Source organism: Amycolatopsis sp. NPDC114505 (assembly GCF_055633615.1).
The window spans coordinates 205,403-223,218 of sequence record NZ_JBVKDV010000005.1; the positions used below are offsets into that span (position 1 = coordinate 205,403).

General features: G+C 71.3%; 16 protein-coding genes. 11 read left to right on the forward strand and 5 right to left on the reverse strand.

Annotated features, from left to right (window positions below):
- The first annotated feature begins 1 nt into the window (after position 1).
- Together ACZ7OU_RS43855 and ACZ7OU_RS43860 are read left to right on the forward strand one after the other, a co-directional pair.
- Positions 2 to 733, forward strand: a complete 732-nt coding sequence (locus ACZ7OU_RS43855; protein ID WP_470259811.1) for a FadR/GntR family transcriptional regulator — start codon at positions 2 to 4, stop codon at positions 731 to 733.
- Positions 734 to 971: 238 nt separating this feature from the next.
- Positions 972 to 2,369: an alpha/beta fold hydrolase gene (locus tag ACZ7OU_RS43860; RefSeq protein WP_470259812.1), complete on the forward strand. Its 1,398-nt coding sequence runs from the start codon at positions 972 to 974 to the stop codon at positions 2,367 to 2,369.
- A gap of 1 nt (position 2,370) precedes the next feature.
- On the opposite strand, the gene ACZ7OU_RS43865 is transcribed toward ACZ7OU_RS43860, so the two are convergent.
- The gene (locus tag ACZ7OU_RS43865; protein WP_470245241.1) at positions 2,371 to 2,940 is read right to left on the reverse strand and encodes an NADAR family protein; all 570 of its coding nucleotides are present in this window, start codon (positions 2,938 to 2,940) and stop codon (positions 2,371 to 2,373) included.
- Between the two features lie 21 nt (positions 2,941 to 2,961).
- The gene (gene ilvA / locus ACZ7OU_RS43870) at positions 2,962 to 4,218 is read right to left on the reverse strand and encodes a threonine ammonia-lyase IlvA (RefSeq protein WP_470259813.1); all 1,257 of its coding nucleotides are present in this window, start codon (positions 4,216 to 4,218) and stop codon (positions 2,962 to 2,964) included.
- Positions 4,219 to 4,306: 88 nt separating this feature from the next.
- Between ilvA and ACZ7OU_RS43875 the strand changes: the two genes are divergently transcribed.
- Both ACZ7OU_RS43875 and ACZ7OU_RS43880 read left to right on the forward strand, forming a co-directional pair.
- Positions 4,307 to 4,798 (forward strand): SigE family RNA polymerase sigma factor, encoded by a 492-nt coding sequence (locus tag ACZ7OU_RS43875; RefSeq protein WP_470259814.1) that lies wholly within the window; start codon positions 4,307 to 4,309, stop codon positions 4,796 to 4,798.
- Positions 4,795 to 5,778 carry a hypothetical protein gene (locus tag ACZ7OU_RS43880; RefSeq protein ID WP_470259815.1) on the forward strand — a complete coding sequence of 328 codons (984 nt, stop codon included), beginning with the start codon at positions 4,795 to 4,797 and terminating at the stop codon, positions 5,776 to 5,778. The genes ACZ7OU_RS43875 and ACZ7OU_RS43880 overlap by 4 nt, the downstream gene beginning before the upstream one ends.
- An 8-nt stretch (positions 5,779 to 5,786) precedes the next feature.
- On the opposite strand, the gene ACZ7OU_RS43885 is transcribed toward ACZ7OU_RS43880, so the two are convergent.
- The gene (locus tag ACZ7OU_RS43885; RefSeq protein WP_470245237.1) at positions 5,787 to 7,211 is read right to left on the reverse strand and encodes a short-chain fatty acyl-CoA regulator family protein; all 1,425 of its coding nucleotides are present in this window, start codon (positions 7,209 to 7,211) and stop codon (positions 5,787 to 5,789) included.
- Between the two features lie 228 nt (positions 7,212 to 7,439).
- Between ACZ7OU_RS43885 and aceA the strand changes: the two genes are divergently transcribed.
- Both aceA and aceB read left to right on the forward strand, forming a co-directional pair.
- Entirely contained in the window at positions 7,440 to 8,720 is a 1,281-nt protein-coding gene (gene aceA / locus ACZ7OU_RS43890; protein WP_470245236.1) for an isocitrate lyase, read from the forward strand.
- A gap of 96 nt (positions 8,721 to 8,816) precedes the next feature.
- Positions 8,817 to 10,424: a malate synthase A gene (gene aceB, locus ACZ7OU_RS43895; protein ID WP_470245235.1), complete on the forward strand. Its 1,608-nt coding sequence runs from the start codon at positions 8,817 to 8,819 to the stop codon at positions 10,422 to 10,424.
- A 117-nt stretch (positions 10,425 to 10,541) separates the two neighbouring features.
- Here the strand turns inward: aceB and ACZ7OU_RS43900 are convergent, their stop codons facing one another.
- Positions 10,542 to 14,120 (reverse strand): S8 family peptidase, encoded by a 3,579-nt coding sequence (locus ACZ7OU_RS43900; protein WP_470245234.1) that lies wholly within the window; start codon positions 14,118 to 14,120, stop codon positions 10,542 to 10,544.
- 142 nt (positions 14,121 to 14,262) lie between these two features.
- Between ACZ7OU_RS43900 and ACZ7OU_RS43905 the strand changes: the two genes are divergently transcribed.
- Together ACZ7OU_RS43905 and ACZ7OU_RS43910 are read left to right on the forward strand one after the other, a co-directional pair.
- The gene (locus ACZ7OU_RS43905) at positions 14,263 to 14,754 is read left to right on the forward strand and encodes a SigE family RNA polymerase sigma factor (RefSeq protein WP_470259816.1); all 492 of its coding nucleotides are present in this window, start codon (positions 14,263 to 14,265) and stop codon (positions 14,752 to 14,754) included.
- Between the two features lie 10 nt (positions 14,755 to 14,764).
- Positions 14,765 to 15,622: a hypothetical protein gene (locus ACZ7OU_RS43910; protein WP_470259817.1), complete on the forward strand. Its 858-nt coding sequence runs from the start codon at positions 14,765 to 14,767 to the stop codon at positions 15,620 to 15,622.
- Here ACZ7OU_RS43910 and ACZ7OU_RS43915 read toward each other — a convergent pair.
- Positions 15,613 to 16,146, reverse strand: a complete 534-nt coding sequence (locus ACZ7OU_RS43915; protein WP_470259818.1) for a TetR/AcrR family transcriptional regulator — start codon at positions 16,144 to 16,146, stop codon at positions 15,613 to 15,615. The genes ACZ7OU_RS43910 and ACZ7OU_RS43915 overlap by 10 nt on opposite strands.
- Before the next feature lie 90 nt (positions 16,147 to 16,236).
- Between ACZ7OU_RS43915 and ACZ7OU_RS43920 the strand changes: the two genes are divergently transcribed.
- The 3 genes from ACZ7OU_RS43920 to ACZ7OU_RS43930 all read left to right on the forward strand — a co-directional run bounded on the left by ACZ7OU_RS43920 (position 16,237) and on the right by ACZ7OU_RS43930 (position 17,779).
- Positions 16,237 to 16,695, forward strand: a complete 459-nt coding sequence (locus tag ACZ7OU_RS43920) for a nuclear transport factor 2 family protein (protein WP_470259819.1) — start codon at positions 16,237 to 16,239, stop codon at positions 16,693 to 16,695.
- 57 nt (positions 16,696 to 16,752) lie between these two features.
- Positions 16,753 to 17,532, forward strand: coding sequence for a methyltransferase domain-containing protein (locus ACZ7OU_RS43925; RefSeq protein WP_470259820.1), 780 nt, complete (start codon positions 16,753 to 16,755; stop codon positions 17,530 to 17,532).
- Positions 17,533 to 17,650: 118 nt separating this feature from the next.
- Entirely contained in the window at positions 17,651 to 17,779 is a 129-nt protein-coding gene (locus ACZ7OU_RS43930; protein WP_470245228.1) for a hypothetical protein, read from the forward strand.
- Positions 17,780 to 17,816: the final 37 nt, after the last annotated feature.

Genomic DNA, 17,816 nt, shown 5'->3' on the forward strand with positions numbered 1-17,816 from the left:
CATGGCGACGGCAGACCTGAGCGCGCCGGCGCTGACCGGCATCCGGCGGCTGTCCGCACTGGACACCGTCCGCGCCCGCATCGCGCTCGCCGTGGAGCTGGGTCTGCTGAAGCCGGGGGAGCGTTTGCCGGCGAACACCGACATCGCGCGAGCGCTCGGGGTCGCGGAGATCACCGTGCGGAGGGCTCTGGAGTCCTTGGTCGGTGACGGCCTGATCGAGCGTCGCCGCGGCCGAAGCGGCGGAACGCTCGTGGCCGCGGATCCGCCAGCGGAGCGAGTCCGCGAGGTCGGTGCCTACCGCGAGTCGGCGGCGGAGGTCCGTGACCTGATCGACCACCGCCTGGTCCTGGAGTCGGGCTTGGTCCAGTTGGTGGCGAAGCGTTCGCCGGACCTACCGCGCTTGCGGACATTGGTCGCTCGCATGGACACGGCGACGGGCTGGGCGGAGTTCCACGAGCTCGACGCCGAGTTCCACCGAATGGTGGCGGCGCCCGTCCCGGCCGCGGCGGTCGCGCAGTACGAGACGGTGCTGGCCGAGCTGTACCGGTTTTACCTGCCGTACCCGATGGCGAAGCTGCGTGAGTCGAACCGCGACCACGCGCGACTGGTGAAGGCATTGGCAGCGGGCGACCCGGACGCGGCGGCGCGGGTGACAAGGAAGCACGTGCGCGGTCTGCATCAGACAATGTTCGTCGGTCTCGGTGCCTGGGATTCGGCAACGACCGAAAGCTGACGACGGCTCGAGCTGGGCTGGGCGTGGTGATGGTCGGAAGTCGGCCCACGGGTCGGCTGACCCGGCCGTGGCCGGCTGGACTCGGCCGGCCGTGGTCAATCTTCGACGACAGCCGCCGACGGCGATCAGGCCAGGTTCGCCGCGGTGGTCCGAAGGTGACTGTCGTCCTGGCCGTTCGGCGGTGATCGTCGGCTGATCGGCCGATCTCCGGCGAACACTCGCCCGGCAGCCTGGGCCCATGTCGATCACCCGGTTCGCCGTCCCGCTGCTCGCCGCCGCGGCGCTCGTCCCAGCTGTCCCCGCGGTGGCCGCCGCGGAGGGCGTCTCCTGGCAGCTCTGCGCCGCGGTCGCGAAAGGCTGGGACTCCGGCGACCAGCGCAGCGAGTGCGCCCTCGTCCCGGTCCCACTCGACTATGCCGACTCCAGTGGTCCGAAAATCGACATCGCCGTCAGCCGGATCAAGGCCACCGGCGCGAAGACGGGCACTGTCCTGCTGAATCCCGGCGGCCCCGGTCAGTCCGGCTTGGCCATGCCGCGCAGCATCGCCGGCAGTCACGCCGGTGGCATCGGCGTCCACCACGACCTCGTCGGCTTCGATCCGCGGGGCGTCGGCTACAGCGCCGACCTGCCGTGCGCGGTCGACTTCCCGGAGCCCGACCCCGGCGTCCCCGACAAGGAGAAGACCCGCGAAGCCGTCGAGCGCGCAGCCGCCGCGAACCGTGAGTGCGTCGCCGCGCACCCCGGCTTCGTCCGCAACCTGACCACGCCGACCATCGCTCGCGACCTGGACCGGATCCGGCAGGCACTCGGCGAGGACAAGATCGGCTACTACGGCGTCTCCTGGGGCACCGCGCTCGGCGCGCAGTACCGGTCGCTCTTCGACGACCACGTCGACAAGATGCTGCTCGACTCCGTCATCGCGCCGGACCTGAATGTCACCGAAATGGACGACGACCAAGCGACCGCCGTTGAGAACACCTTCCACGAGTTCGCGTCCTGGATCGCTCGATACGACGCCGTCTACCACTTCGGGGCTACCGAGCCCGTCGTCGCGAACGCCCTCCTCGACCTGCGGGCGAAGTTCGGCGCGACCGTGAACGGCATGCTCGCCAACCCGCGCCGCGAGTGGGTCGGCCTCGCCGAGCAGCTCGTTGCCCTCCGAGACGGCGGCACGCCCGTCGTCGAAAAGAGGACCACGGGACTCGGCTGGGACGGCGAGCCGCAGGCGTTCAACCACTTCCAGCAGACGGCCCTGCTCTGCAACGAGTCGCCGAGCCCCCGTGACTTCGAGACCGTCTGGCAGCACCGCCTCGACCGGATGAAGCGACTGCCGGTCGCGGGCGGCTACGGCTTCTACGAACAGCTCTGCGTCGGCTGGCCGCTGGACGCGCGGCCGTGGTCGTTCTCCCAGGGCAAGAGCCCGTTGCAGCTCGTCGGCCACGCCTACGAGCCGGTCACGCCCATCGGCTGGGCGCTCCGGATGCGGCAGAAGATCGGCGGCGCGCTCTTGACCGTCGAGGACGACGCCCACGGCTCGCTGTCCTCACTGCCGTGCGCCGACGCCGCCGTCACTTTCTTCGACACGGGTCAGACCACGTCGAAGTCGTGCCCCGGGGCGCCGACCCCGAAGCCCTGACTCAGACGCGGGCCCGCAGCTGCTCGCGAACCTCCATCAGGGCGAAACCGAGCAGGTTCAGCCCGCGCCAGTAGTCCGGCTTGGTCGCGTTCTTCTCTTCGCGCGCGAGGCCCGTGCCCCACACGAGGTCCTTCTTCGACGCCTCGACGATCACGGCCTCGCCGGTCCCGAGCAGGAACCGGCGCAGGTCGCGGTGCGCCCCGAACTTGGCCAGGTTGCCGTCGACGACGATGTCGAACCGGTGCCGCTCCCAGACGGCCGCGTCGAACTCGGCGACCTCGCGACCGAGGACCTTCGCCGTCTTCGCGTCCGGCGTCTCGCGGATCAGCGCGGCCTTTTCGTGGTCACCGAACAGCGCAGCCTTGCCGGCCATCATGTAGTGCTCGGCGGTCGGGTAGACGACGCCGTCGACCTCGAACGGGTCGACCCACCACTGGCTCAGGCAGCTCGACGTCACCCGCCCGGACTTCGTGGGCGTGTGCCCGTAGAACAGCAGGTATTCGGGCTCCGCACCCTCGTGGACCTTTTCGCGCAACGCCTCGACACTGCGGACTCCGTCGACCTTCACCATCCGCCTAGTCCACCACAGGCGTCAGAGCAGGAAGTGGAAGAGGGGGCTGCCCGGCTCGATCCGCTCCACCTGTAGCGGGCTCGCGTCCATCCGCGCGAGCAGTCCCGGGAGGTCGGACGAGCGCGCGATCTCGATGCCGACCAGCGCGGGGCCCATCTCGCGGTTGGTGCGCTTGACGTACTCGAAGCGGGTGATGTCGTCCTCGGGCCCGAGTACCTGCTCGAGGAACCGCCGCAGCGCGCCCGGCTCCTGCGGGAACCCGACGAGGAAGTAGTGCTTCAGCCCTTCGTGCATCAGCGAGCGTTCGAGGATCTCGCTGTAGCGGCTGACGTCGTTGTTGCCGCCGGAGACCACGACGACGACGGTCTGCCCCGGCTCCACCTGGACCACGGAGCCGAGCGACGCCGCGGCGAGCGCACCCGCCGGCTCGGCGATGATGCCGTCGGACTGGTACATCGCCAGCATCTCGGTGCAGATCGCGCCCTCGGCGACCGCGGTCAGCTCGGCGCCGCTCTCGCGGATCAGCGGATACGTGACCGCGCCGGCCTCGCGCACGGCGGCGCCGTCGACGAACGAGTCGAGCTCGGGCAGCCGCACCGGCTGTCCCGCCGCCAAAGCGGCCGCCATGCACGCCGCGCCCGCGGGTTCGACGCCGACGACCCGGACGTCCGGGTGCCGCTCCCGCAGCCAGCTGCCGACGCCGGCGAGCAGCCCGCCGCCGCCGACCGGGACGACCACGACGTCCGGCACGAAGCCGAGCTGCTCGATGACCTCCAACGCGACCGTGCCCTGGCCGGCGACGGTGCGGACGTCGTCGAACGCCGGCACGAGCGTCGCGCCGGTGCGCTGGGCGTCCTCGTTGGCCGCGGCGAAGGCGTCTTCGTACGTTTCACCGACGACGATGACCTCGATGTGCGCACCGCCGAACGTCGCGATGCGTTCGCGCTTCTGCCGCGGCGTGGTGCCCGGGACGTACACGCGGCCGTTCGCGCCGAGCCGGCGGCACGCGTACGCGACGCCCTGGGCGTGGTTGCCGGCGCTGGCGCAGACGACGCCGAGCGCACGCGTGGCATCGTCCAGCTGGACGATGAAGTTGTAGGCGCCGCGGATCTTGTACGACCGGACGGTCTGCAGGTCTTCGCGCTTCACCCAGACCTGGGCGTCCACCCGGGACGACAACCGCGCGCTCGGCTCCAGCGGCGTGCGGGTCACCACCCCGGCCAGCCGCTGGGCGGCCTTTTCGATGGTCGCCGCGGTCACCGTGTCGATGTCGTGCACCCCGATGAATCTACGACTCGCGCGTCCCGGGCAACCGTCCGGCCCTCCGCGCGCATCAAAGGGGTGACGAACAGGACAGGGGGCGCCGGTGAACGACTTCACCGAGTACGTGACGGCACGGTCGGGCTGGCTGCGCAAGGTCGCGTACCTGCTCTGCGGCGACTGGCACCGGGCCGACGACCTGGTCCAGACGGCGATCACCCGGCTCTACGCCAACTGGTCGCGGGCCGCGAAGGCGGACAACCTCGACGGCTACGCGCGCCGCACGCTGGTCAACGCGTACCTGGCCGAGCAGCGGACGTCGTGGTGGCGGCGAGTGGATTTGCGCGAGGCCGACCACGATCCGGCACCGCCGCCCGGCGCGGACGTCGATTCGGCGCTCGACCTGCGGGCCGCGCTGGACCGGCTGCCCGCACGCCAGCGGGCGACGGTCGTCCTTCGCTACTTCTGCGACCAATCCGTCGCCGACTCCGCCCGAGCCCTCGGGTGTTCCGAAGGCACCGTCAAGAGCCAGACCGCGAAGGCCGTCGACACGCTGCGCGAGCTGCTGCGCGAGCCGATTTGGGAGGGACGGGCATGACCGACACCGAGCTGTCCACGATGCTGAAGGACCTGGCCGACGCGCCCGCGCCGCCGCCCCGGATCGACGTCGACCGCGCGCGCCGGCTCGGCGGACGTCGTCGTCGCGCGCGGACCACGGCCCTCGTCCTGGGGTGCGCCGCCGTCGTGGCGGCCGGGGGCGTGACGGCGGCCGCCGTGTTCCGGCCCACGCCACCACCCGCGCCGGCGGCAGTCCTGCCCAAGCCCGCGCCCGTCGCCCCGGCGCCCACTGACGACCCGTTGGCGGCGAAGGCGAGCTTCGGCTGGCTGCCGGAGCCGATCAAGGGCATCGAGTACGGCGTCGGCGCCCACGGCGACTACGCGTTGGCCATCGGGCGTGGCGAGCTGGCGCCGATGATCTGGCTCGCGGTGTACGACCAGGAGCCCGCGCTGGACCGCAGGCACGACATGGGCGGGCGGGCGGTGCGCGTCCCGGTCCGGGTCGGCGACCGCGACGGCTACTGGGTCACGGCCGACGCCGGGGATCCGCTCAACCAGGGCAACAGCTACCTGCGCTGGCCGACCGCGGACGGCCGCTGGGCCGAGCTGAACGCCTACTACCTGGCGCTGCCCGATCTGCAGCAGGTCCTGCTGCGCGTCGCCGGGGAAGTGACGTTCGCGAACCGGCCGGTGCCGCTGCCGCTGCACGTCACCAGCCTGCCGGAGACGTTCCGCGTCGCCGACATCGCCTTGTGGCGCCGTCCCGACACCGACGGCGTCCCGTGGCGGGCGGTGCTGCAGTACTCGTCGAACGGCGCGCTCGCGACGATCACGGTCTCCCCGCCCGGCGGCCGGGCCGACGGTCTCGGCAAGCCGGTCTGCAAGACGAAGAACGGGCTCAAGGCGTGCGTCGCGATCGACCACCCGGCGGCCGCGGGCATCGAGAGCCAGGCCCTGCTCGACCGCGTCACGCTGCTCGGCCCGGACGAGTCGAAGTGGACCACGCACGTCATCGGATGAGGGGATGATCAGCCCTTCGGCACCGCCGGGTAGGGGACGAAGGTGCTGGTGTTCTCGTCCACGGTGAGCTGCTTGCCGATCGTCGGGAACGCGCGCTGCGAGCAGGCCGGCCGTTCGCAGACTTTGCAGCCCATCCCGATGGGCGTCGCCGCGGCCGGCTCGTCGAGGTCGAGACCCGTCGAATAGACGAGCCGGCCCGCGTGGCGCAGTTCGCAGCCCACCCCGACCGTGAACGTCTTCCCGGGGCTGCCGTACCCGCCGATGTTACGCGACACCGTCCGCGCGATCCAGAAGTAGCTCTTCCCGTCCGGGAGGGTCGCGATCTGGGTGAGGATCTTCCCCGGCTGGGTGAACGCCTCGTAGATGTTCCACAAGGGACAGGCGCCGCCCACCCGGGAGAAGTGGAAGCCCGCCGCGGACTGCCGCTTCGACATGTTCCCGGCGCGGTCGACCCGCACGAACGAGAACGGCACCCCGCGCTGCTTCGGACGTTGCAAAGTGGACAGCCGGTGGCACACGGTCTCGAAGCCGACGCCGTAGTGGTCGCACAGCCGCTCGATGTCGTAGCGGAACCGTTCGGCCGCGGCCAGGAACGGTCCATAGGGGAGGATCAGCGCCCCCGCGAAGTAGTTCGCCAGGCCGACGCGCGCCAGTGAGCGCGCGGCCGGTCCGGAAAACGCCCACGAGTCGGCCAGCTCGGTGATCAGGTCGTCGTACTCGAGCAGCGCGATCTGCGAAGCCATGCGAAACGCCTGCTGCCCGACCCGCAGGCTGGGCGCCAGCCGCAGCACCCGCGTCACCGGCTCGTAGCGGTGCTGCTCACCGGCGGATTCGTCGATCCCGTTGTTGGTCACTTCGACGCCGTAGCGCTGCCAAAGCCGTTCCTTCAGGGCGCCGAGCACCTGGCCGCGCTGCAGCGGGATGTCGGCCGCCATCTTCTCGGCGCGCTCGTCCAGCTCGGCGACGTAGTTCTCGCGCTCGTAGAAGAAGTCGCGGACCTCCTCGTGCGGCAGCGGCGCCGCCGCGCTGCCGTGCAGGCCCAGGCCGTTTTCCGTGGTGAGCGCGGCGGTGCTCTCGACGGCGTTGCGGTAGCTGCGGTGCAGCTTGACCAGCGCCTGGGCGATCGCCGGCAGGTTCGACGCCAGCTCGTTGAGCTCGCTGGTCGTGACGTCGACGCCGAGGACCTCGTCGAGCAGGGCTTCCTTGACGTCGGCGACCAGCCGGGACGTGTCGTTGTTCGCGAAGAACTCGGTGTCCACCCCGAACGCCTGCGTGATCCGCAGCAGCACCGGGACCGTCAGCGGACGCGAGTTGTGCTCGATCTGGTTGAGGTAGCTGGGTGAGATCTCCAGCACACGAGCGAGGTCGGCCTGGCTCATCGCCCGGCTTTCCCGCAGATGGCGCAACCTCGCTCCGGCGAAAGTCTTCTCCATTCGAGCCCATCTCTCCGGAAGGTTTCCGGTCCTGAACGGTTACGTGAACGGTCAAGAACGCGGATTTTCGGTGTGGTTGCGAAACGGCTATTCGCAACCTTTGCAAAGAGCGTACGTACCCTTCGCACAAATTGGCAACTTGGACAACTGGACCGGATTTTCCCAGCCGTGCGAGGGTCGGATCAGGCAAGGCGAGCAATCGCAAACTTCGCAACACCGGGAGATCCGATGACGGAACAGGCCAAGCAGGCGGCCGCGGAGCTGGCGGCGCAGTGGGCGAACGACTCCCGCTGGGCGGGCGTGCAGCGCTCCTACTCGGCTGAGGACGTCGTCAAGCTGCGCGGCAGCGTCGTCGAAGAGCACACCCTGGCCCGCCGCGGCGCCGAGAAGCTGTGGGACCTGCTGCACACCGAGGACTACGTCCACGCGCTCGGCGCCCTGACCGGCAACCAGGCCGTCCAGCAGGTCCGCGCGGGTCTGCAGGCCATCTACCTGTCGGGCTGGCAGGTCGCGGCCGACGCCAACCTGTCCGGCCAGACCTACCCGGACCAGAGCCTCTACCCGGCCAACTCCGTGCCGGCCGTGGTCCGCCGCATCAACAACGCGCTGGGCCGCGCCGACCAGATCAACTGGGCCGAGGGCAACACCGACATCGACTGGTACGCCCCGATCGTCGCCGACGCCGAGGCCGGCTTCGGTGGCCCGCTCAACGCGTTCGAGCTGATGAAGGGCATGATCGCGGCCGGCGCCGCGGGTGTGCACTGGGAAGACCAGCTCGCGTCGGAGAAGAAGTGTGGTCACCTCGGCGGCAAGGTCCTCATCCCGACCAAGCAGCACGAGCGCACGCTGAACGCCGCCCGCCTCGCCGCGGACGTGCTGAACGTGCCGTCGCTGATCGTCGCCCGCACCGACGCGCAGGCCGCGACGCTGCTGACCAGCGACGTCGACGAGCGTGACCAGCAGTTCCTCACCGGCGGCCGCACCGCCGAGGGCTTCTACGAGGTCACCAACGGCATCCAGCCGTGCATCGAGCGCGGCCTGGCCTACGCCCAGTACGCCGACCTGCTCTGGATGGAGACCTCGGAGCCGGACCTCGAGGTGGCGCGCAAGTACGCCGAGGCGATCAAGGCGAAGTTCCCGGACCAGATGCTGGCCTACAACTGCTCGCCGTCGTTCAACTGGAAGAAGCACCTGGACGACGCGACGATCGCGAAGTTCCAGCGCGAGCTCGGCCACATGGGCTACAAGTTCCAGTTCATCACGCTGGCCGGCTTCCACGCGCTCAACTACTCGATGTTCGACCTGGCGCACGGTTACGCCCGCGAGGGCATGACCGCCTACGTCGACCTGCAGGAGCGCGAGTTCGCTTCGGAGAGCCGCGGCTACACCGCGACCAAGCACCAGCGCGAGGTCGGCACCGGCTACTTCGACAACGTCGCGACGGCGCTGAACCCGGAGAGCTCGACCACCGCGCTCAAGGGCTCCACCGAAGAAGCCCAGTTCCACTGATCCCGGCCGCGGCCTGACGGCGACCCCCCTCCGTCGTCAGGCCGCGTCCCTCCCCTTCTTTCCTTCCCTGCACAGCTCTGCTCGCGGAGGCACCCCATGGTTGATCGGCTGAACTACCGCATCGAGGTCACCGGCGAGGTCGACGGCCGGTTCGCGGAGATCCTGACCCCGGCGGCACTCGACTTCCTGGCCAAGCTGGACAACACGTTCGCCGGCCGCCGTCGCGAGCTGCTCGACGCCCGCCGCGTGCGGCGCGAAGAACTGCAGTCCGGCGAGAAGCCGCTCGGCTTCCTGCCGGAGACGCGCCGGGTGCGCGAGGACCACTCGTGGCAGGTCGCCCCGACCGCGCCGGGCCTGGAGGACCGCCGCGTCGAGATCACCGGCCCGACCGACCGCAAGATGACGGTCAACGCGCTGAACTCCGGCGCGAAGGTCTGGCTGGCGGACTTCGAGGACGCGACGTCGCCGACGTGGCACAACGTCGTCGACGGCCAGGTCAACCTCTTCGACGCCATCCGCCGCAACATCGACTTCACCACCGAAGCCGGCAAGCAGTACACGATCGGCGACGAACCCGCGACGATCGTCGCGCGCCCCCGCGGCTGGCACCTGGTGGAGAAGCACATCCGCATCGACGGCCGTCCGGTCTCGGCGAGCCTGGTCGATTTCGGGCTGTTCTTCTTCCACAACGCCCGCCAGCTGGTCGCGCGCGGCGTCGGCCCGTACTTCTACCTGCCGAAGCTGGAGAACCACCTCGAAGCGCGGCTGTGGAACGACGTCTTCCTGCTGGCGCAGCGCGAGCTCGGCATCCCGCGCGGCACGATCCGGGCGACGGTGCTGATCGAGACGATCACCGCCGCGTTCGAGATGGACGAGATCCTCTACGAGCTGCGTGAGCACGCGGCCGGGCTGAACGCCGGCCGCTGGGACTACATCTTCAGCATGATCAAGAACTTCGCCGCGCACGGCGCCGACTTCGTGCTGCCGGACCGCGCGCAGGTCACGATGACCGTGCCGTTCATGCGCGCCTACACCGAGCTGCTGGTGAGCACCTGCCACAAGCGCGGCGCGCACGCCATCGGCGGCATGGCCGCGTTCATCCCGAGCAAGGACCCGGAGGTCAACGCGACCGCGGCCGAGAAGGTCCGCGCCGACAAGGAACGCGAGGCCGGCGACGGTTTCGACGGCTCCTGGGTCGCGCACCCGGGCCTGGTCCCGATCTGCCGCGAGGTCTTCGACGACGTGCTCGGCGGCTGGCCCAACCAGCTCGGCAAGCTGCGCGACGACGTCCACGTCACCGCCGAGGACCTGCTCGACGTGGCCAGCGCCGGCGGCGAGGTCACCGAAGCGGGCGTGCGCGCGAACATCAACGTCGCGCTGCGCTACGTCGACGCGTGGCTGCGCGGCACGGGCGCGGCGGCGATCCACAACCTGATGGAGGACGCGGCCACGGCGGAGATCGCGCGCTGCCAGGTCTGGCAGTGGATCCGCAACGGCACGAAGCTCGAGGACGGCACGGCGCTGACCCGCGAGCTGGCCGTCGAGTTCCTGGACGACGAACTCGCGTCGGTGCGCGCCGAGCTCGGGACCGGCAACCGCCTCGACGACGCGTACGAGATCTTCACGGAAACCGCGCTGGGCGAGAAGCTGCCGAGCTTCCTCACGACGGGTGCCTACGCGCGGTACCTCACAGACGCCCGGTAGCAGGGGCCCCGCCCGCCCCTACCTGACGAGGGGCGGGCGGATTCCACACCGTTTGGGATGGTGTGGGTCCGGACCGGTCCGGCGACGGTGGCTCCCCGTCGCCGGACCGGTTCGATTTCAGCCCACCGCGTACGCCCGGATCACCGTCTGCCGCACGGTGTTCCCGGCGTTGTCGGCCGCGCTCGCCCGCAGGGAGACGAACCCGCCCGCCGGGTTCCGCACGGCGACCGTCCAGTGGTCCCCGGTCCGGAGCACCGGCGCGGGCTGCCAGCTGCGTCCGTCATCCGTGGACGTCTCGACGGTCAGCTTCGTCCCGCTACCACCGCCTTGCCGCTCCACGAACGCCGGAAACGTGAAGACGCGGTTCGCCGGCGCGCTGTTGCGCAGGTCGACCGCCGGCGCGAACCGAGCCGTCAGCAGGGGCAGCGCCTGGCCGTCCGCGGCCGCCGAGGAGCGGAATCCCCACTCCGCGGAGACGTCCGTCCACAGTGGCCACCAGTCGGTGTGCCGGTGCGCCTCGGCGGTGAGCCGGTACGCGCCGTCGGCGTCCGGCACCGGGATCGTCGCGAGCGTCGGTTCCCCGGTCGGCTCCACGGGAATCGCGACGCCGTCCCTCGTCAGGGCCACCGAACCCGTGTCCCCGGCACCGGATTCGGGCCGGCGCGAGCGGCCGGCGGCATCGCCGAACAGCGGCAGCCACAGGTCGAAGACGCCGTCCTTGCGCCACGCCCACGGCCGCGGCTGCTCACCCGAGTGCGTCACGGTCAGCCCGCGCAGCGACGGCCCGGCCACCGCTTTGTTCCAGCTGAGCTGGTACTTCTTGCCCGCGGCGAGGTCGAGCTGCTCGGTCAGTTCGCCGCGGTAGCCTGCCGTCCACACCGAGTCCCACTTGCCGGGGGAGTAGTACTCGAGGCGTTCCTGTTGCGCGGCAACGGGTTCGGTGTAGCCGTACCCGACCAGCCGGCCGAAGAACTCGTGCCCGGCAACGTACCGGACCTGGCCGGGTGCGTTGTCGTGGTAGGCGGTGCGCACCTCGGCGAGGTCGCGGGTCTTCGGCCGCTGCACGCGCGGAGTCGTCACCTGCTTTTCGACGCCGTCCGCGAGTTCGTAGCGGAATCGCGGCGACGGACGGCTGACCACGGTGGCCGACCCCCGGCCCGTCTTCGCCAGCTCCGTGAACCGCTGCCCGGTGACGCTCAGCCCACTCCACACCACCGGCAGGTGCAGCGTGGGCAGCTCGCCGCCGAGGACCGTGGTCCCGGCCGGGCCGCCGTCGAGCGCGACGACGCCGAGTTTCGCGCCGGCGTTCTCGACGTTCACCAGCCGCTGGTACGCCTCGTCGATCCGGATGCCGAGCGGCAGCCGGACGACCACGAGCTTGCCGCGCGCGTCGATCCCGGCCAGGTCCTCGGGCGTGCCCCCGCCACCGAACACGACCGGGAGCGTGCTGGTTCCGGCCGGCGCGGCCGACTCCAGCCACATGCCCCGGACGGCGAACGGCTGCCCGTCGTCCGCGGTCAGCTCCAGGTCCGGCTCGGTGGCGCGGCGTTCCTGGCTGAAGGCAAAGGTCGCCGAGGACGTACCCGGGACCGTCGCGGCGAACGCCTCCTGGAAGCGCGGGTCGAGGTCGAAACCGTCGGCGAAGACGCACGAGCAGCTCGTGATCCGGCTCAGCCGCTCGACGCTCTGCATGCCACCGTGCGCCGCCGGGTTGTCCGGCTCCAGCGACACCGGCTTGCCGTCCCGCGCGTCCAAGGTCTGCGTGACGGCGTGGTCCAGGACCAGCTCGGGGTGACTGAGGAAGCTGTACGACGGTTCCTGCCCCGGCCGCGGCGTCTCGATGACGCCGTTGACGACGTAACGGCCGCGCGGCAGCCGGAAAGTGCCCGGTTCGCCCTGGGTGAGCGCGCCGGTGTCCAGGTCGAAGATCGACACCGGCGGGTAGCCCGTCGGCGCCCACGGCTTGCCGTCGCGGTCGACGAGGCCGACGGTCAGGTCGTAGGTCTCGTCTTCCTGCCGCATCGACAGCGCGGTCCGCGTGGTGACGCCGTCGCCGCTCGCGGTCAGGATGCCGGAGCGGGTGCCCGGGTGGCCGTCCTGCGCGGTGAAGGTCAGCTCGACGGGCGTGCTGCCCTCGGCGGGAACGGTGACGCTCGGCGGAAAGCTCACTCCCTCGACCGCTGCCCCGAGCGTCAGCGTGACCGGCGTGGCGCCGGAGTTGTACCAGGTGACGGTGGCTTTTTTGGTCGTCCCGTGGTTCGGCCACGGCAGGTACGCCGACGCGCTGCCGGTGGCGGTGACCGCCGAGGTCGTCGCGTGGGCGACGTCGACGCGGCCGGTGCCGACCGCGGCCGGTCCGGCGTCGACCTGCGTCGCGGTGCTGGTGAGAGCCGCTTTGAGGCGGTCCGCGGTCCAGTCCGGGTGCTGCTGGGCGAGGATCGCGGCGGAGCCCGCAACGTGCGGCGTCGCCATCGACGTCCCGCTCAGCGCCTGGTAGCCGCCACCGGGCCAGGCCGCGGTGATCGACTCGCCGGGTGCCGCGACGTCCGGCTTCGCGGCGCCGTCGCCGATCCGCGGGCCCCGGCTGGAGAACGGGCTGAGGACGTCCTTTTTGGACACACTGGCCACGGCGAGTGCCGCGTCCGCCGCGGCCGGGCTCGACACGGATTCGTCCGCGCCGAAGTTGCCCGCGGCGACGACGAAGAGCGTGCCGTACTGCCGGGACAGGGTGTTCACGGCTTCGGAGACCGGGTCGGTCCCGTCGGACGGACCGCCGCCGAGGCTCATGTTCACGACGCGGGCGTGCGCGTCGGCCGCCGCCCACTGCATGCCGGTCAGGACCATGTCCAGCGTGCCTTCGCCGGTGTCGTCGAGGACCTTGCCGACGGCGAGCGACGCGTCGGGTGCGACGCCCTTGTACTTGCCGGCGGAAGCGGCGCCGGAGCCCGCGATCGTCGAAGCGACGTGGGTGCCGTGCCCGTCGCCGTCCTCGACGGTGCCCTTGCCGGTGAAGTCCTTGCTCAGCGAAACGTGGCCGGCCAGATCCGGGTGGGCGGTGGCGATCCCGGTGTCGAGCACCGCGACGGGCACGCCGCGGCCGGTCAGGCCCGCCTGCCACGCCGTGGGCGCGCCGATCTGCGGCACGCTCTGGTCGAGGCTCGCGCGCACCTTCGCGTTCAGCCACACCTTCGCGCCGCCCGCCGCGAGCGTGGCGGGTTCGGTGGTGAGCCGGTTCCAGAACGCCGTCGCGCCGGACTTCGGCTCGTCGAGCGCGGTGTAGCCGAGAGCGGCGGCCTTGGCGGCGACGCCGGTCCGCGCGGCGAGCGCCGGCCCGGCCTGGCGGACCAGCAGGGGCACGTGTGGGGTGTGCGCGTCGTCGTAGCCCTGGCGCAGCAGGCCGGTGACGTTGAACAGCTGCTCGTCGAGCCGTCCGGCGCGGACCAGTTCGGCGGCGTCGCCGGGCAGGACGTACCGGTCGCCGTGGCGGACGTACTGCCGGAACGGCACCGGCCGGTCGCGGCGGGCCGGCAGCACGCGGACGTCCGCGCCTCCGGCCAACACCTGGTCGCCGGTGACCAGCGTGATCTTCGTCGGTGTGCCGGGTGGGCCGCCGGTCGGGGCGGCTGCAGCGCCGGGTGCGGTCAGGCCGCCCGCGGCCAGAGCCACCGCGACGAGCGCGGTGATCGATTTCCTCATGGGATGGTTCCTCACTGTCGGGGTCCCTCGGCTCGTGGAACGGCCCCGGCGCGCCCGCGGGTTGCCCGGATTTCGATCTCGGAGCAACCCCGGAGGTCGTGCACCCCGTTCGACAGGGTGTGGGGGCGACGAGGAGGAATCGGTGAAACGGTCCGAAGAAGCGGGGTACCGCGACTACGTGACGGCGCGGATGGAGGTCATGCGCCGCACGGCCTTTCTGCTGTGCCGGGACTGGCACCTCGCCGACGACCTGGTGTCGATCAGCATCGGCAAGCTGTACCGGCACTGGACGCGGGCCCGGCACGTCGAGCATCTCGACGCGTACGTGCGCCGCATCCTGGTGCGGACGTGGCTGGACGAGAAGGCCAGGTCGTGGCGGCGCGAGGAACCGGCGGACACGCTGCCGGAGCCGGCGGTGCTGCCGACCGACGACGTCGTCGAGCGGCTCGGCCTGCTGGAACTGCTCGACGCGCTGCCGCCGCGGCGCCGGGCCGCGGTGGTGCTGCGGTACTACTGCGACCTGTCCGTCGAGGAGACCGCCGAGGTCCTCGACTGTTCACCCGGAACCGTGAAGAGCCAGACCGCGCGCGGGCTCGACTCGCTGCGCGCGCTCGTCGCCGCGAGCCAGAGCTGAAGGAGGCGTTGTGAGCAAGGACCAGTTCGACGCGGCGATCGGCGTCGTGCCACCGTCCACAGTGGACGTCGAGGCGGTGCTGGACCGCGAACGCCGCCGGGCGCGGGTGCGCCGCGTGGAGAACCCGTGGACCGCCGCGGGCGCGGGGGTGACGGCGATCGCGGCCGGGGTGGCGGTGGCGTTCGTGCCCGGGGAGCCCGCGCCGGTACTCGCGCCGCCGGCGGCGAGCACGGCGCCGACGGACGATCCCTGCGCCGTCCGGCCCGGCCCGCCGCAGACCGGCGCACCGATCCCGGAGACGTCGGCGGCCGCGTCGAGCCGGCTCACGGCGGTGCTGACCGCCGCCGTCGAACAGCGGCTGGCCGCCGGCTCGACGCTCGGTCCCCACGAACACGGCGTCTACCCGAAGGGGGTCGCGCACGGTCCGCTGGAGTTCTTCCACGTGTTTTCGGCGCCGGTTCCCTTCGAAGGGGCGTGCAGCGGCGGCGAGGACTACTTCATGTCGTCGGCCACGACGGCGAAGGGGGAGCTCAAGGGCAACGTCATGGCGATCGTCACCCGGATCGGCGGCGTCGCGACGCCCAGCACCGAGTGCATGCCCCCGCCCGAGCGTGCGGAGGGGTCGTGCCAGCGCCGGACCGGGCCGCACGGCGAAACGATCCTCGAGTCCACGGTGCTCCAGCCCGGCGGCCCGACGATGTACCGATCGGACGTCACCAAACCCGACGGCACCGGCATCATCCTCGATGCGGAGAACGTGGCCGGGGACGCGAAGCGGGGTGGCGATCCCGACATGCCGTCGCCGCCGCTGAGCCTCGCGCAGTTGACGGAGATCGCGCTCGACCCGGGGCTGACGCTCTACCCCTGAGCCGTCAGCAGCACCTTCGCGGCTTCGCGGGCCGTGCTCGCCTCGCCCGGGTCACCGGTGATCGCGGCGAGCACGGTCGCGCCTTCGACCAGCGAGAACAGCTGGTCGGCGAGCTTCTGGTCCGGAACGAGACCACGCAGGTACGTGCGGACTTCGTCCTTGTGCAGCCGGATCGCGGCGGCGATGCCCGGCGCCGGTTCGCCGAACTCGCCGAAGGAGTTGATGAACGCGCAGCCGCGGAACCCGGGTTCGGCGAACCAGTTCGCCAGCCAGCCGAAGACGGCCAGCGGGTCGTCGCCTCGGGCGTGGACGAATTCGCGCAACGACCTCCGCCAGCGCTCGTCGCGGCGCCGGAGATAGGCCTCGACCAGGTCGTTCTTCGCCGGGAAGGACTGGTAGAGCCGTTTGAGCGAGACGCCCGAGCGCGCGCGGACGGCGTCCATCCCGACCGCCTGGACGCCGTGGGCGTAGAAGAGCTCCTCGGCGGCTTCCAGGAGCCGGTCGGTCGCCTCCGTGGGAGTCATGTCACCTGCCTCTGGTGCGGAGAATGAGCGTTCTCTAGTCTAGCGGGGAGACTGGAGAACGCGCGTTCTCCGTATGGCTAAGGAGCTCACATGACCCCGCGCCCGCCGTTCCCGCCGTTCGACGAGGACACCGCCCGCCAGAAGGTCCAGGCCGCCGAGGACGCGTGGAACACGCGCGACCCGGAGCGGGTCTCGCTGGCCTACACCGAGGATTCCGTGTGGCGCAATCGCGACCGGCACGTCGTGGGGCGAGCGGAGATCGTCAGGTTCCTGACGGCGAAGTGGGAGCGCGAGCTGGAGTACGCGCTGCGCAAGGAGCTGTGGGGCTTCCGCGGCAACCGCATCGGCGTCCGGTTCCAGTACGAGTCCCGCACCGCCGACGGCCAGTGGTTCCGCAGCTACGGCAACGAGCTGTGGGAGTTCAGCGACGAAGGCCTGATGCGCCGCCGGGAGGCGAGCATCAACGACGTGCCGATCGAGTCCTCGGACCGTCGGATCTTCGGCGCGCGCCCGGAGTCCGAGCACGGCCTCCTGCTGCAGGTCTTCTGAGTCCGCTTCACGCGTAATCGTCCCTGGCCGGGCGTCGTCGTGGGCATGCTCGGGCACATGACGGCACCGGCGTTCGGCGGCGAAGTGAGCGAGTTCTACCAGCGGTTCCGCCGCGGCTACCCGCCCGCGGTGAGGGAGGCGCTGACGGCGGCGTTCACGCTGACGCGCGACGACGTCGTGCTCGACCTCGGCTGCGGCACCGGCCAGCTCACCCGGGTCCTGGCGCCCCGGGTGGGCGCGCTGCTGGGCATGGACCCGGAACCGGCGATGCTCGACCAGGCCCGCCGGGCGGGTTCGCCGCCGAACGTGAGCTGGCTCCTGGGCGCGGACTCCGACGTCGGCGCGCTGAGACCGGCTCTCGGCCCGGGCCGGCTGGGCGCGGTGACGGTCGCGCAGGCGTTGCACTGGATGGACCACGCGACGCTGTTCGCGGCGGCGCGCCCGCTGCTGCGCGAAGGTGGCGGTGTCGCGGTGGTGACCAACGGCGAGCCGCTGTGGCTGCAGGACGCGGCGTGGTCGACGGCGCTGCGCGAGGTGGTCTCGTCGTATCTGGGGACACCGCTGCACCGGACGTGCGGCACGGACGAGACGAGCCAGTCGCGCTACGCGGACGCCCTCTCGGCGGCGGGGTACGCGGTCGATTCCCAGGTCGTCGCGTACTACGCGCCGCTGAGCGTCGAGGAGATCGTCGGTGGCGTGTTTTCGGCCATGAGCCCGGCGCAGCTGCCGGCGGCCGAGGCGCGGCCGGCGTTCACCGAGCGCGTCCGGTCGGCGTTGTCGCCGCACGGACCGCTGCGGGAGCAGGTCCGGGTGCGCCTCCTGACCGGGACCCGCTGACCGGTCACGCAAGGCGAATGGGTACCGGCCCCTAGTGTTCCGCTGATTGTTTACCCGGGGGCCGGCGCGGATGCTCGCTGCGAGGCGCGAGCCTGCGCCGATCCTCCGAGGAGCACCCATGACCAGCAGGTTGAGATCTGTCGTCGCCGCCGTCTTCGTCGTGTTGTCGTTCTCGTTCGGCGCCACGGTGACGTTGCCCGCGCCGACGTCGGCGCACACCGACTGCTTCCGGCCCTGCCGCTTCTGAGCGGGCCGCTACCTACAGTTCGGCTCGCACGTCGGCG